Raw genomic sequence first — 14976 nt, forward strand, 5'->3', positions numbered from 1 at the left:
ACTTGCTCACACTGGACTCCAAACGATTCGGAGTCGACAGCATGAGCTATCTAGCAAAAGCGGACATTTCAACTTTGCTAGATCCGGACATTACAACTTTGCTCTAACAGGGTGGGCAGGTTCCCTGCCCACGCGGTGATACGTGGCGGCTCCGCTCTCGTGCCTGGCTTTCTTGCAGCTAACTATCACCGCGTGGGCGGAAGACCCGCCCACCCTACACTTTCTCTACATCAACATGCCCTAACGGCATGCATTGTGGGTCTTCTGCCCTTTTGGTGTATCCTATATCCATCGCAACAACGGCTTCACGCCAACTATGCCCGAGTATCCCAGTGACGTCCGATCGGACGCCAAACCCCACCGGTCGCTGTTCGAACGGCTGACCGCACTGATTTCCCCCGAGCCTGAAAACCGCGCAGAACTCCTCGAAGTCCTGCACGAAGCCCACGAGCGCAAGCTGATCGATGCCGACGCACTCTCGATGATCGAGGGCGTGTTCCAGGTGTCCGACCTGTCCGTGCGCGACATCATGGTGCCGCGTTCGCAAATGGACGTGATCGACATTACCGATCCGATCGAGCAATGGCTGCCGATCGTGCTCGAAACCCAGCACTCGCGCTTCCCCGCCATCGAGGGCGAGCGCGACAAGGTGGTCGGCATCCTGCTGGCCAAGGACCTGCTGCGCTACTATGCCGAGGAATCCTTCGACGTGCGCAAGATGCTGCGCCCGGCGATCTTCATCCCCGAATCGAAGCGCCTGAACGTGCTGCTGCGCGACTTCCGCGCCAACCACAACCACATGGCCATCGTCGTCGACGAATACAGCGGCGTCGCCGGCCTGATCACCATCGAAGACGTGCTCGAGCAGATCGTCGGCGACATCGACGACGAATACGACGTCGACGAGGACGAAGACAACGTCCTGTCGATCAAGGAAGGCCAGCTCGGCCCGCGCTGGCGCGTCAAGGCCCTGACCGAGATCGAGCAGTTCAACGAAGAGGTCGGCGCCGACCTGCCCGAGGACGACGTCGACACCATCGGCGGCCTGGTCGCCAGCCACCTCGGACGCATGCCGCACAAGGGCGAGGTGGTCGACGTCGGGAACCTGCGCTTCGAAGTGCTGCGTGCCGACGCCCGCCAGATCCACGTGCTGCTGGTCGAGAAGCTGCCGCTGGACGAGGACGACCGCGACTGATGCTGCGCCGCCGTACCCAGTCCGCCTCCCATCCGTCAAGCCCCGGCGCCCGGCCTTCACCGAAGGCACTGGTGCTGATGGCGCTCGCGGGCGCCACTTCCCTGCTGTCCTTCCAGCCGTTCGGCTGGTGGCCGGTGCAGTTCCTCGCCCTCGCCTATTTCTTCTACCAGGTCGGCATGGGGACCTCGCCGCGGCGCGGCATCTGGCTCGGCTGGGCCTTCGGCTTCGGCTGGTCGGTCGCAGGGATGCACTGGCTGTACATCGCCGTCACCCGCTTCGGCGGCCTGCCCGCCGTCCTGGGCGCCGTCGCGATCGCCCTGCTCGGCCTGTACATGGGCCTGTTCGGCGCCTTTGCGGGCGGCGCCGCCAGCTGGCTGCGCCGCAAGTGGTCGCTGCCGGTAAGCGCCTTCGTGCTGCTGGTGCTGCCCGCAGCGTGGGGCGTATCGGAATGGATGCGCGGCTGGATCTTCACCGGCTTCCCCTGGGCGGCCTCGGGCTATGCGCACAACGTGTCGCCGCTGGCGGGCTATGCGCCGATCATCGGCGTGTACGGGCTCGGCGTGCTGGCCGCCCTGTGCGCAGGCTGCCTGGTCATGCTGACCCAGCGCGCGCGCTGGCCGGCCATCGGCCTGTTTGCGGCCGTGATGGCGGCCGGTTTCGGCCTGCAACACGTGGCCTGGACCCAGGAAGTGGGGCAGCCATTGAGCGTGCGGCTGCTGCAGGGCGACGTGAACCAGGACCAGAAGTTCGACATGGCCTACCTGGTCGAGATCATCGGACGCTACCAGGGCCTGATCACGGCGGCGCCGGCCGACCTGATCGCCACGCCGGAGACGGCCATCCCGGTCACGCCGCAGCAGCTGCCGCCCGACTACCTGGGCGGCCTGCAGAGCTTCGCCGCGCAGACCGGCAGCCACCTCATGATCGGCATCCCGACCGTGGGCCGCTCGGGACGCTATGCCAACAGCGTGATCGCCATCGATCCGCGCGGCTCCGCCGGCACGCAATCCTACCTCTACAACAAGTTCCACCTGGTGCCCTTCGGCGAGTTCATCCCGCCGGGCTTCCGCTGGTTCACCGACCTGATGCGCATCCCGCTGGGCGACCAGACCCGCGGCGAGCCGCTGCAGGCGCCTTTCCCGGTCAAGGACCAGCTGGTGCTGCCGAATATCTGCTACGAAGACGCGTTCGGCGAAGAAATCGCGGCCCAGCTGCGCAATGCGGCCAGGCCGGCGACCCTGCTGCTGAACGTCTCGAACCTGGCCTGGTACGGCGAATCGGTGGCGATCCCGCAGCACCTGCAGATCTCGCAGATGCGCGCCGTCGAGACCGGGCGCCCGATGCTGCGCGCGACCAACAACGGCGCCACGGCCGTCATCGACGGCCGCGGCAAGGTGCTGCAGCTGCTGCCCTATTACCAGCGCGGCGTGCTGACGGCCACGGTGCGCGGCACCGAAGGCCTGACCCCGTACGTCAGGGCCGGCAACCTGGCTTTCCTGGCGCTTGGCGCGCTCATGCTGGTCGGCGCATGGTTCGCCGGCCGCCGTAGGCGTGGTCCAGTCCAGTGGACTGGACCACGCTCCGCCGACCGCGCGTCCAACTAACGGACGCGCAGTGGCGACGCAAGCGACAGTCGAACGCGCGGTCGGACAAGCCGACCACCCTACAAATGCAGGCAGTCGCTATGCAAAATAATCCGCCAATTCCTTACTGCTGAGTCGAATCGCCCCCAGAGGGCCGTGAAAATTCAGTAGAATTAGTCATTTGGCAAATTTACCGCGTGCCGGGTCCCTACCGCGCCGCCCCGACAAGATGCTCACATTCCAACAAATCATCCTCACCCTCCAGACCTACTGGGACAAGCAGGGCTGCGCACTGCTGCAGCCCTACGACATGGAAGTCGGCGCAGGCACCTTCCACACCGGCACCTTCCTGCGCGCGATCGGCCCGGAGCCGTGGCGCGCCGCCTATGTGCAGCCTTCGCGCCGTCCGAAGGACGGCCGCTACGGCGAGAACCCGAACCGCCTGCAGCACTACTACCAGTACCAGGTGGTGCTCAAGCCGGCGCCGGAAAACATCCTCGACCTCTACCTCGGCTCGCTAGAGGCGCTGGGCCTGGACCTGAAGAAGAACGACGTGCGTTTCGTGGAAGACGACTGGGAAAGCCCGACCCTGGGCGCCTGGGGCCTGGGCTGGGAAGTCTGGCTGAACGGCATGGAAGTCACCCAGTTCACCTACTTCCAGCAGGTCGGCGGCCTCGATTGCAAGCCGGTGCTGGGCGAGATCACGTATGGCGTCGAACGCCTGGCCATGTACCTGCAGGGCGTCGAGAACGTGTATGACCTGGTGTGGACCGAGTGGGAAGAGAACGGCGCGGCCGGCGCTCCGGTTAAAAAGACGCTGAAGTACGGCGACGTCTTCCACCAGAACGAAGTCGAGCAGTCGACCTACAACTTCGAGCATGCGAATACCGAGCTGCTGTTCCAGGCGTTCTCGAATCACGAAGCGGAGGCCAAGCGCCTGGTCGAACTGCAGCTGACGCTGCCGGCCTACGAGCAGATCATGAAGGCCTCGCACAGCTTCAACATGCTGGACGCGCGCGGCGCCATCTCCGTGACCGAACGCGCCGCCTACATCGGCCGCGTGCGCACGCTGTCGCGCCTCGTGGCGCAGGCCTATTACGATTCGCGCGAGAAGCTCGGTTTCCCAATGCTCGGGTCCGCCCAGGACCGGCCTGACGTCAAGAACGCAGCCTGATCAGAACAGAATAGAACAGATGATGAACCAGACTCTCCTCGTCGAAATCCAGACCGAAGAACTGCCGCCGAAAGCGCTCGTGAAACTCGGCGCCGCGTTCGCCAACGGCATCGCCAATGGCCTGAAGGCGCGCGACTTCCTTGAAGGCGACAGCGTCGTCACCTCGCACGCCACCCCGCGCCGCCTCGCCGTCACGATCACCAACGTCCGTGGCACGTCGCCCGACAAGTCCATCCGTGAAAAGGTGCTGCCGGTCTCGGTCGCCCTGGACAAGGACGGCAATCCGAGCGCGCCGCTGGCCAAGAAGCTGGCCGCACTGGGCTTCCCCGACCTGCAGGTAGCAGACCTCGAACGCGCCCAGGACGGCAAGGCCGAATCCTTCTTCTACACCTATACCGCCAGCGGCAGCCCGCTCGCCACCGCGCTGCAGGACGTCCTGCAGGACACGGTAGCCAAGCTGCCGATCCCGAAGGTGATGAGCTACCAGCGCCCCGACGGCGCCACCGTGCAGTTCGTGCGCCCGGTGCACCTGCTGCTGGCCCTGCACGGAGAAGCGGTGCTGCCGCTCTCGCTGCTGGGCCTCGAGGCCGGCCGCCACACCATGGGCCACCGCTTTTTGTCGCACGGCGATCGAATCGCCATTCCGCACGCCGACCAGTATGCAAGCGTGCTGGAAGGCGAAGGCAAGGTCTTGTCGAGCGCGGAAGCGCGCAAGGAAAGCATCCGCAAGCAGCTGCTCGAGAAAGCGGGCAGCGACCAGGTCCTGATGCCGGAGTCGCTGCTCGACGAAGTGGCCGCGCTGGTCGAATGGCCGGTGGTCTACGAATGCCGCTTCGAAGATGAATTCCTGGCCGTGCCGCAGGAATGCCTGATCCTGACGATGCAGACCAATCAAAAATACTTCGCGCTGACGGACAGCAGCGGCAAGCTGCGCTCGCGCTTCCTGATCGTCTCGAACCTGGAGACAAGCGACCCATCCGCCATCGTCGGCGGCAACGAGCGCGTGGTGCGCCCGCGCCTGTCGGACGCCAAGTTCTTCTTCGAGCAGGACAAGAAGAAGACGCTGGAATCGCGCCTGCCGCAGCTGGCCAATGTGGTCTACCACAACAAACTGGGCACCCAGGCGGAGCGTACCGGGCGTGTGACGAAGCTGGCCACCAGCATCGCCAATCGCCTCGGCTTCGACACGGCGCTGGCCGAACGCGGCGCACGCCTGGCCAAGGCCGACCTGCTGACCGACATGGTGGGCGAGTTCCCCGAGCTGCAGGGCATCATGGGCACCTATTACGCGCGCCACGACGGCGAGCACGAGGAAGTGGCGAAGGCCGCCTCCGAGCACTACCAGCCGCGCTTTGCCGGCGACGCCCTGCCGGCGACCAATACGGGCCTGGCGGTCGCGCTGGCCGACAAGCTGGAAACCCTGGTCGGCATCTGGGCCATCGGCCTGCAGCCGACCGGCGAGAAGGACCCGTTCGCGCTGCGCCGCCATGCCCTGGGCGTGATGCGCATGCTGGTCGAGAAGCGCCTGCCGTTGTCGCTGTCGGAATTGCTGGGCGATGCAGCCGGCGTGTTCCAGGGCCAGGCTGCATTCAAGGATCCGTCGGCGGACGTGAAGGAATTCATGCTCGACCGCCTGCGCGGCATGCTGCGCGAGCGCGGCTTCTCGCCGAACGAAGTCGAGGCCGTGCTGGCCCAGAACCCGGACCGCGTCGACGATGTCGTCCAGCGCCTGGAAGCGGTGCAGGCCTTTGCCGCCCTGCCGGAATCCGCATCGCTGGCGGCCGCCAACAAGCGCATCACCAACATCCTGAAGAAGAACGAGGAGGCGATGCCGCAGGACGCCTCCGTGAAGCAGGCGCTGCTGGTCGAGCCGGCGGAAAGCGCGCTGGCTGCGAAAATGGCCTCGCTGGAAGGCGAGGTCACCAGCGCCTTCCAGAAGAGCGACTTCACCGGCGCCCTGAAAACCCTGGCGCTGATGAAGGATGAAGTCGACGCCTTCTTCACTGACGTGATGGTGATGGCGGAAGACGTCAATCTGCGCAACAACCGCCTGGCGCTGCTGTCGCAGCTGCACGGGATGATGAACCGCGTGGCCGACATCTCGAAGCTCGCAGCGTAAGCTTACAAGGCAAGAGCATGAAACTCATCATCCTCGACCGGGATGGGGTCATCAACCATGATTCGCCGGACTTCATCAAGTCGCCGGCGGAGTGGATTCCCATTCCCGGCTCGCTGGAAGCGATCGCCCGCCTGAACCAGGCGGGCTACCGGGTCGTGATCGCATCGAACCAGTCGGGCATCGCGCGCGAACTGTTCGACATCACGACCCTGAACGCGATCCACCAGAAACTGCACGCCAGCGCCCAGCTGGTCGGCGCCGACATCGACGCCATCTTCTTCTGCCCGCATGCGGCGGCCGACAACTGCGACTGCCGCAAGCCCAAGGCCGGCATGTTCGAAGAGATCAGCAAGCGCTTCAAGCTGAGCCTGAAGGGCGTGCCCACCGTCGGCGACTCGCTGCGCGACCTGCAGGCCGGCTTCATCATGGGCTGCGTGCCCTACCTGGTCCTGACCGGCAAGGGCGAGAAGACCCAGCAGACCGGCGGCCTGCCGCCCGGCACCCAGGTGTTCCCCGACCTCGCGTCGATGGTGAACGCCTTCCTCAAGACCGCGGCACAGCGGCCCGAGTAAACAAGTACCGCTACACCATCCAGAACCAGTCCATTGTCCGGAGCTCCTTTGCATACCCTCAGCCTGTTCCTGCGTTCCCTGCTCTTCAAGATCGTGATGATCGTGGCCACCGTGGTGTGGGCCTGCGTATGCTTCCTGGCCGCGCCCCTGCCCTACAACAAGCGCTTCTGGGTGACCTCGCGCTGGAACGTCTTCATCATCTGGTGCGCAAAAGTCATCTGCGGCATCCGCTACGAATTCAAGGGTTACGAGAACCTGCCCGACGCGCCGGCGATCGTCCTGTCCAAGCACCAGTCGGCATGGGAGACCATCTTCCTGCTGCCGAACCTCACCCGGCCGCTGGTCTACGTCTTCAAGAAGGAAATCCTCTACATCCCCTTCTTCGGCTGGGGCATGGCGCTGCTGCGCATGATCCCGATCGACCGCAAGCAGGGCAAGAACGCCTTCGCCCACGTGGTCCGGCACGGCAGGCGCCGCCTCGCCGACGGCCAGTGGATTATCATGTTCCCCGAAGGGACCCGCATCCCGGTGGGCGAAAAGGGCAAGTACAAGAGCGGCGGCACGCGCCTGGCTGTCGAAACCCAAACGGTGGTCGTGCCGATCGCGCATAATTCAGGTGAGTGCTGGCCGAAGAATTCCTTCATCAAGCGCCCCGGCCTGGTGACGGTCTCGATCGGCAAGCCGATTTCGCCAGAAAACCACACACCCGACAGCATGATGCAAGAGGTCGAAAATTGGATAGAATCCGAAATGCGCGTTATTTCGCCCCACGTCTACAGAGGTGGCTGAGCGACGTCAGCGCCCAGATCAGGAATTCGAAACCGCAGCACGACATGACTTCTTCCAGGATCGACGGGCACCAGCTGGAACTGTTTGCACAGGATTTCTTCGCGGCGCTCAAGCCCTCGGATAAACCGGCCGCACCCTCGCAACCCCTGTTCAAGGCGCCGCCCCCGGCGCCGCGCCACCTCATCCCGAGCCCGCCCGTCGCGACGGGCGAGCCGCCGCTCAAGCGCATCGTGCTCGGCGCCCATACGGTCGATTACGCCCTGCGCCGCTCGGCGCGCCGCTCGATCGGCTTCATGATCGACGACGACGGCCTGCGCGTGACCGCGCCGCGGCGCTGCACCCAGCTCGACATCGACAACGCGATCCGCGCCAAGCAGCGCTGGATCCTCACCAAGCTGCTCGAGCGCGGCGAGCGCCGCGTCCAGCGCCTCGAACGCCAGCCCGTCGAATGGAAGGACGGCGCGCGCCTGCCCTACCTGGGCGGCGAGATCACGCTGCGGCTCGAGGAAGCCGCGCGCAGCCACTGCCAGTTCGACGCCGCCGCGCGCGAACTGTGGATCGGCGTGGTCCCGGGCCTGTCGGAATGGCAGCTCAAGGAGCGCGTCAGGCTGTGGTTCCAGGGCGAGGCCAAGCGGCTGTTCAAGGAGCGCCTTGACTTCTTCGCGCCGCAGCTGAACGTCTGCTACCAGGCCTTCGCGCTGTCGTCCGCCGGTACGCGCTGGGGCTCGTGCACGATCGAAGGAAACATCCGGCTGAACTGGCGCCTGATCCACTATCCCGCTGCGCTGGTGGACTACGTCGTAGTGCACGAACTGGCGCACCTGCGCGAGATGAATCACAGCCCGCGTTTCTGGGCGACGGTGGGCGAGGTGTATCCGGATTACGACGGGGCGCGGCTGGCGCTCAAGAAGCGCTCGCTGGAGATGCCGGTGTTGTTCGCGGATTGAGCGGAAATCGTCGAACTGCCATCATCGTAGGGTGGTCGGCTCTGCCGACCGCGCGTTCGAATCACGGTTGAAATGACGCGACGCGATTACTCTTCGGCCAGTTGAACGCGCGGTCGGCGAAGCCGACCACCCTACTGGAACAGACCACAGTTACAACAGCGCATCGCGGCGTGCCGTGGCCAACTCTTTCATCGCCGCGGTCTGCGCATCGGACAAAGCCCGGTACGGAATCGGCAAGGTCCCGCGCTTGAGTACCATCATGAACCCGCACGTATAGGTCCGCACGCCGATCACGTCTTCCCACCCGATCAGGGTCACGCCCCCGCTGGTGCGCACGATGCCGTGCTGGTCGATGGTGAACTCATAGGTGCGCCGGCCGCGGCCGAGCAGGATGAAATGGAGCGCGGCGCCCAGCGTGCTCTTCAGACGCAGGTAGAGGCTGGCCGGCCAGCGGATGCGCCGGCGGCGAATCAGGAAGCCGCCGTGCTGCCACATGAAGCTGGTGTATTCGCCCAGCGTGTAGCGCACGAAGAAATGCAGCTCGGACGAGGGAATGGGTGGCGCAACCGTCGACGGCAGGTCGGCCGGACCGTCGCTCATGGGCATGTGCAGCAGATTGTCGTCGGCCTGCTGCTGCATCAGCATGGCGGCAGGCTGCCCCTTGCTCATCCCATCATTACGCGGCCTCGGGTGATCAAACGACAACATTGCGCATCCCCTGGTTATTATCCGAGCTCGAACCGGAATGGTAGCAAAACCTACCGGATAAGTCGTCGCAGGAGTTCAACAGTGCGCAGGGTGGCGCCACGGTGGCGGCCAGCGAATGCGATCGCGTGCGCCCCCATGGCGGCGCGCGCCGCGGCGTCTTCCAGCAGGCGCGATGCGGCCGCGACCAGCGCGTCGGCGTCGGCCACGCGCAGGGCCGCGCCGTCAAGCACGGCTTCCTCGGTCGCTTGGGCGAAATTGAAGGTGTGCTCGCCGACCAGCACCGGCTTGCCGAGGGCGCAGGCCTCGATCAGGTTCTGGCCGCCCAGCGGCATCAGGCTGCCGCCGATGAAGGCGCAGTCGCAGGCGGCGTAGTAGGCGAACATCTCGCCCATCGAATCGCCCAGCAGCACCTCAGGGCGTTCCACCGGCGTACCCATGCCCGCCTCCAGGCGCGAGCGCCGCTGCACCGACAGGCCGCGCGCCGTCACCAGCTTCTCGACCTCGTCGAAGCGCTGCGGATGACGCGGCACGATCGCCAGCAGCGCACCTGGCGGCTTGCCGGGCGCGCGCAGCCAGGCGTCCAGGATCATCGCTTCCTCGCCATCGCGCGTGCTCGCGCACAGGAACACCGGGCGTTCGCCGAACTGCGCACGCAGCCAGGCGCCCTTGTCGAGCCCAGCCTGCGGCGGCACCACGTCGAACTTGATGCTGCCGGTGAGCTCGACCCGCGGCGCGCCGAGCGAACGGATGCGGGCGGCGTCCGCCTCGGTCTGCGCCGCCACCAGCGTGATGGCGCGCGCCGCGTCAAGCATCAGGGCGCCCATCTTGCGCCCGCGCCGCAGCGAGCGCTCCGACAGGCGCGCGTTCACCAGCGCCACCGGCACGCCGCTGCTTGCGCAGCCGGCGATCAGGTTCGGCCACACTTCGGTTTCCATCAGAATGCACACGCGCGGCTGGAAGCGGTCCAGGTAACGCCCGACCATGAAGCCGGTGTCGTAAGGCAGGTAGGACTGGACCACGCGCTCGCCGTGGTGGCCGAACAGCGACTTTCCCGTGGCGCGGCCGGTCGGCGTCATGTGGGTGAGCAGGATGCGCGCATCGGGATACGCGCCCAGCAGCGCCTCGACGAGCGGCTCGCAAGCGCGGGTCTCGCCGACCGAGACGGCGTGCACCCACAGGGTCGCCTGCTTGGAGGCGGGGGCGTCGGGAAAGCCCAGGCGCTCGGCCCAATGCGCGCGGTAGCCGGGCTCCTGGCGCCCGCGCCACCACAGGCGCCCGAGCACGAGCGGCAGCGCCAGCCACCAGGCCAGCGAGTACAGCACACGTATCACACCGCCTCCAGCAGCCGGCGCGCAGCGGCGATCACCTCGGGCGCGGAAGGCGGCGCTTTCATGTCGCCGAGATTGACGATGTTGGCGGACCAGTTGCCCTCGGTCTTCCACTTGGGCGAATCGCAGTAGATCTCGACCGTGGGACGCACGAAGGCGGCGGCGATGTGGGTCAGGCCCGTGTCCACGCCGACCGCCAGCCGTGCGTGCTGGGCCAGGGCCACCGCGTCCATCATCGACAGCTTGGGCAGCACGCGCGCATTCGGCAGGCCGGCGGCCAGCGCCTCGGCTTCCTGCTGTTCCTGCGGCGAACCCCAGGGCAGAAGCACCGGCAGCGGCGCCAGCGCGCGGCCCAGTGCGATCCAGTTCTCGCGCGACCACTTCTTGGCGTCGCGCGCGGTCCCGTGGAAGAACACGGCGTAGTCTTCGGGCGGCAGGAAGCCGGGACGCGATGCCGCTTGCCGGTCGGGCTGCGGCAGCCCGAAATCGGGCGGATGATCGACCGCATAGCCGAGCGCCGCCCCGGCCACCATGCGGCCGCGCGCCACCGCGTGGGTGCGCGGGTTCAGGGCAATGCTGTCGGTGTGGAAGATGCGCGAGATGCCTTCGTAGCCCGAGCCTTCGCTGCCGTTGGCCAGGCCGACCTTCCTGCCGCCCTTGCGCACCCGCGCCGCGCCCATGATGACGCCGGTCTTGAGCAGGCCCTGGGTGTCGAACACATAGTCGTATTCTTCCTCGCGCAGGGTGCGGAAGAAGGCCTTGATCTCGGCCCGCGTCTGCGCCTTGCCGAGGCCCTTGCGCCAGCGGCGCAGCGCCCAGGGGATGATGTTACGGACGTGCGGGTTCAGGCGTACCAGGCTGGCATAGCCTTCCTCCACCACCCAGTCGATGGTGGCGTTGGGATGGTGGCGCAGGATGTCGGCCACCATCGGCAGGTTGTGCAGCACGTCGCCCAGCGACGACACGCGCACCAGCAGGATCTTCAAACGCGCTTCCTTAAGAGGTCAGAACGGCAGGTCGGCGTCCGGCTTGGCCGCCAGGATCACCGCCTTGAACTCGGCCTGGATGCGGGCCAGGGCGTCCGGGTTCTCGCCTTCGAAGCGCAGCACCACCACCGGGGTGGTGTTCGAGGAACGGGCCAGGCCGAAGCCGTCCGGGTATTCCACGCGCAGGCCGTCGATGCCGTTGATGCTGGTCGAGCTCGGGAAGCTGGCGTTGGCGCGCAGGCTGTCGATCAGGGCGACGTTCTCGCCTTCCTTCAGGTGCAGGTGCAGTTCCGGGGTGCTCGAGGCGATTGGCAGGCTGTTGAGCAGCGCCGACGGATCGGCCTGCTTGGTCAGGATCTCGAGCATGCGCGCGCCGGCGTACAGGCCGTCGTCGAAGCCGTACCAGCGGTCCTTGAAGAAGATGTGGCCGCTCATCTCGCCGCCCAGCGGGGAGCCGGTTTCCTTCAGCTTGGCCTTGACCAGCGAGTGGCCGGTCTTCCACATCAGCGGGCGGCCGCCGGCCTTCTCGATCCAGGGAGCGAGGTGGCGGGTGCACTTGACGTCGTACAGGATCTCGGCGCCCGGATTGCGCGACAGGACGTCGCTGGCGAACAGCATCATCTGGCGGTCCGGGAAGATGATCTGGCCGTCCTTGGTGACGATGCCGAGGCGGTCGCCGTCGCCGTCGAAGGCCAGGCCGATTTCCGCGTCGGTGTCCTGCAGCGCGCGGATCAGGTCCTGCAGGTTTTCCGGATGCGCCGGGTCCGGATGATGGTTCGGGAAGTTGCCGTCCACGTCGCAGAACAGTTCCACCACCTCGCAGCCCATGCCGCGGTACAGGTCGCCCGCGAAGGCGCCGGCCACGCCGTTGCCGCAATCGACCGCGATCTTGATCGGGCGCGCGACCTTGACGTCGGCAATGATGCGCTCGAGGTAGGCGGCGCGGATGTCATGGGTGGCGTAGCCGCCGCGCTGCGCGGCCACCTTGCCCTCGTCGCTGTTGCCATACCTTGCGATGCTGTCGTGCAGGGCCAGGATGGCGTCGCCGTAGATCGCCTCGCCCGCCATCACCATCTTGAAGCCGTTGTAGTCCGGCGGATTGTGGCTGCCGGTGACCATGATGCCCGAGCGGGTGTCGAGCACGTTGGTGGCGAAATACACCATCGGGGTGGCGACCATGCCCAGGTCGATCACGTCCACGCCCGCGTCGCGCAGGCCTTCGCCCAGCGCCGCGGCCAGGCCCGGGCCCGACAGGCGGCCGTCGCGGCCGATGACGACCTTGCGCTCTCCCTTCGCCAGGGCGGCCGCGCCGAATGCGCGGCCGATATGGCGTGCGATGCCTTCGTCCAGCGTCTTGTTGATGACGCCACGGATGTCATAAGCCTTGAAGATCGTTTTCGAGAGAGGGAGCATGATTTCCTTGGAAAGCTGGGCGCGGGCATGCAGAAGCGTGCCGGGAACGCGGCGAGCACCGGGTCGGCGCCGAATTAAAAGTTAGAGGAATGACAAACGGGCTTATTGTAGCGGCAAGCGGCGTCCTTGGGGAATCGAACGGACCGCTTGCGCGAGGGTGGCGCTGCCGCCGCGGCACCACCGGGAGGCGTGGCCGGATACATGGCCGGAGGCATGGCCGACATACGCGGCCGGCACGGCCGGCCGGCGCAGGCGCTCAGACGCGCAGCTTGTCGAGCGACTTGCCGCCCTCGACCCATTCCTTGACCCATTTCGGCTGGCGGCCGCGACCGGTCCACTGCTGCGAAGCATTGTCTGGATGGCGATAACGCACGGCCACGGTATTGCCCTTGGTCGAATTGCCTTTGGATGCGGCGCCGCGGCCGCCCGTTGCCAGCAGGTCCTTGAGAGGCACGCCGACGCTTTGTGCGATTGCCAGAATCTGTTCGCGCGCTTTTTGCACTTCCTGTGCTTCGCGCGCTTTCATCTCCTGCTTGATTTGTTCCTGCAGGTTGCGCAAATCGCCTACGGACATATTAGACAGATCCATCTTCGTTCCCTCGTTGGTTAAGGTTGATACAGCACGGCGAGATTCTCACCAATTTTCGCAATATACTAACATTAATATCTTAATTCCGGTTTTTCTTGTGCAGGAAAAGCCAGCGTGGCGACTTAAATCGAACAATACGCGCATATAACCAGAGGTAACTGATTATAAACAACAAACTGAAGAACATCAGCACCGGCGTGTTTTTCCAGAACACCGTGGCGGGAATGACGGCCATCAGGGAAAACAGCCATAAATAGGGTGAAGTACGCGCGTTCCGTTTCATCAGCGCGCGCGCTTCGCGCGGCCCGACCGTCCATTGGACGATGCGCCGGAATATCAGGCTGTGCAGGTGAATTCCATCCGGCACTGCCGGCGATTTACCGCGCACGAACATGCGGCGGTAGGCGGAGAATATCGTTTCGAATGCGGGATAAATCAGGAGCAGCGCGGCATACCAGGTGGATACGCCGGGATTGCGCATCACCAGCAGCAGCGCGAGTTCGCCCAGCATGAAGCCGATGAAATAGGCGCCGCCATCGCCGAGGAAGATCAGGCCGACCGGATAATTCCAGATGAGGAAACCGGCGGCCGCGCCGGCCACGATCAGCGCGGTCACCAGCACGAACATGTCCCCCACCTGCAGCGCCACGTAGGCCAGCGACAGCAGCATGCAAATGCTGACCACGCTGGCCAGGCCGTTGAAGCCGTCGATGATGTTCACGGCATTGGCGATGCCCGCCACCGCGAGCACGGTCAGCGGCAGCACGATCCAGTCGCGCTCCAGCGCCAGCACGCCCCAGGGCAGGTCGACGCGCACCATCCTGGCGCCCAGCAGGTAATACGCGAACAGCGCGGCGAGCATCGTCAGCAGCAGCCGGCGCGCCGGCGACACGCGGCCGGTATAGTCTTCGACGATACCGCCGGCCATGGCAATGCATGCGCATCCGAGCATCGGCGCGAGCCAGGTTCCGAGGACGGGTTGGCGCATTACCGAAATAGCGGCACTGAATAAGACTGCGAGAAAGATCGGCACACCGCCGATGCGCGCGACCTGGTGCGCGTGGAACTTCTGCACGCCGCCATAATCGGTGTCGAGCGCCGTGCCATTGCGCTTCGCATACTTAATCACCAGCAGCGTCAGCAACGCACAGGATACGAAACTGACGAAAAAGGAGAACATTATTATTCTTTCGGTGCACACATGAATCGATTTTTACGCAGCCGACTCCGCAGAGAAACCACGGCACTCTTTTCGTTGGAATGGTGGCACATTGTACCGGAATAGACGAGGCGTTCCGGGCGCGAATGCGATTCTCTGGGGCGGCCTCCAACTGAATCAAATTCGTGCAGGTTCGATTGAGCCAATCGACCTCGTTCCGCGCCTGCTTCATGCTGCATTCGAGCGCGCCCAATTCCGCACGGCGGCCTTGCACCGTATGCTTGTCCGATGCTTGCTCTTCCGGCCAAGCATCGCCATGGCTGCCGCTTCGCGTTTTGTTTACCGCCTTTATCGGGATGCGGCGATGCGCCGCCGTGCGAAATCCTTTAGTATCCGCAAAAGCCTGCGGCACTC

Annotated in this window: 14 protein-coding genes; 7 read left to right on the forward strand and 7 right to left on the reverse strand. The window is 65.3% G+C overall.

What is annotated here, in order from left to right:
* Window positions 1–316: 316 nt before the first annotated feature.
* The 7 genes from AC56KL_RS21950 to AC56KL_RS21980 all read left to right on the forward strand — a co-directional run bounded on the left by AC56KL_RS21950 (window position 317) and on the right by AC56KL_RS21980 (window position 8379).
* Window positions 317–1195: a CorC family transporter gene (locus tag AC56KL_RS21950; protein ID WP_497182301.1), complete on the forward strand. Its 879-nt coding sequence runs from the start codon at window positions 317–319 to the stop codon at window positions 1193–1195.
* Window positions 1195–2799 carry an apolipoprotein N-acyltransferase gene (gene lnt, locus AC56KL_RS21955; protein ID WP_497182302.1) on the forward strand — a complete coding sequence of 535 codons (1605 nt, stop codon included), beginning with the start codon at window positions 1195–1197 and terminating at the stop codon, window positions 2797–2799. Before AC56KL_RS21950 ends, lnt begins: the two co-directional genes overlap by 1 nt.
* A gap of 208 nt (window positions 2800–3007) precedes the next feature.
* Window positions 3008–3952, forward strand: coding sequence for a glycine--tRNA ligase subunit alpha (glyQ, locus tag AC56KL_RS21960; RefSeq protein WP_497182303.1), 945 nt, complete (start codon window positions 3008–3010; stop codon window positions 3950–3952).
* Between the two features lie 22 nt (window positions 3953–3974).
* Entirely contained in the window at window positions 3975–6071 is a 2097-nt protein-coding gene (glyS, locus tag AC56KL_RS21965) for a glycine--tRNA ligase subunit beta (RefSeq protein ID WP_497182304.1), read from the forward strand.
* Window positions 6072–6088: 17 nt separating this feature from the next.
* Window positions 6089–6643 carry a D-glycero-beta-D-manno-heptose 1,7-bisphosphate 7-phosphatase gene (gmhB, locus tag AC56KL_RS21970; protein WP_497182305.1) on the forward strand — a complete coding sequence of 185 codons (555 nt, stop codon included), beginning with the start codon at window positions 6089–6091 and terminating at the stop codon, window positions 6641–6643.
* 48 nt (window positions 6644–6691) lie between these two features.
* Complete coding sequence (locus tag AC56KL_RS21975) at window positions 6692–7432, forward strand: lysophospholipid acyltransferase family protein (RefSeq protein WP_497182306.1); 741 nt, start codon at window positions 6692–6694, stop codon at window positions 7430–7432.
* Between the two features lie 44 nt (window positions 7433–7476).
* Entirely contained in the window at window positions 7477–8379 is a 903-nt protein-coding gene (locus tag AC56KL_RS21980; protein ID WP_497182307.1) for a M48 family metallopeptidase, read from the forward strand.
* A gap of 150 nt (window positions 8380–8529) precedes the next feature.
* On the opposite strand, the gene AC56KL_RS21985 is transcribed toward AC56KL_RS21980, so the two are convergent.
* The 7 genes from AC56KL_RS21985 to AC56KL_RS22015 all read right to left on the reverse strand — a co-directional run bounded on the left by AC56KL_RS21985 (window position 8530) and on the right by AC56KL_RS22015 (window position 14974).
* The gene (locus AC56KL_RS21985; RefSeq protein ID WP_497182308.1) at window positions 8530–9024 is read right to left on the reverse strand and encodes a YcxB family protein; all 495 of its coding nucleotides are present in this window, start codon (window positions 9022–9024) and stop codon (window positions 8530–8532) included.
* 113 nt (window positions 9025–9137) lie between these two features.
* A complete protein-coding gene (gene waaA, locus AC56KL_RS21990; RefSeq protein ID WP_497182346.1) occupies window positions 9138–10415 on the reverse strand; it encodes a lipid IV(A) 3-deoxy-D-manno-octulosonic acid transferase in 1278 nt (425 codons plus the stop codon).
* Window positions 10415–11401: a lipopolysaccharide heptosyltransferase I gene (gene waaC / locus AC56KL_RS21995; RefSeq protein ID WP_497182309.1), complete on the reverse strand. Its 987-nt coding sequence runs from the start codon at window positions 11399–11401 to the stop codon at window positions 10415–10417. The genes waaA and waaC overlap by 1 nt, the downstream gene beginning before the upstream one ends.
* 18 nt (window positions 11402–11419) lie before the next feature.
* Window positions 11420–12814, reverse strand: coding sequence for a phosphomannomutase/phosphoglucomutase (locus AC56KL_RS22000; protein ID WP_497182310.1), 1395 nt, complete (start codon window positions 12812–12814; stop codon window positions 11420–11422).
* 256 nt (window positions 12815–13070) lie between these two features.
* Window positions 13071–13403 (reverse strand): H-NS histone family protein, encoded by a 333-nt coding sequence (locus AC56KL_RS22005; RefSeq protein WP_497182311.1) that lies wholly within the window; start codon window positions 13401–13403, stop codon window positions 13071–13073.
* Window positions 13404–13482: 79 nt separating this feature from the next.
* Entirely contained in the window at window positions 13483–14583 is a 1101-nt protein-coding gene (locus AC56KL_RS22010; protein ID WP_497182312.1) for a glycosyltransferase family 4 protein, read from the reverse strand.
* On the reverse strand, window positions 14525–14974 hold the full coding sequence (locus AC56KL_RS22015) for a hypothetical protein (RefSeq protein WP_497182313.1): 450 nt from the start codon (window positions 14972–14974) through the stop codon (window positions 14525–14527). The genes AC56KL_RS22010 and AC56KL_RS22015 overlap by 59 nt, the downstream gene beginning before the upstream one ends.
* Window positions 14975–14976 lie beyond the last annotated feature (2 nt).

It is taken from the genome of Telluria sp. ZB4P34 (assembly GCF_059686055.1).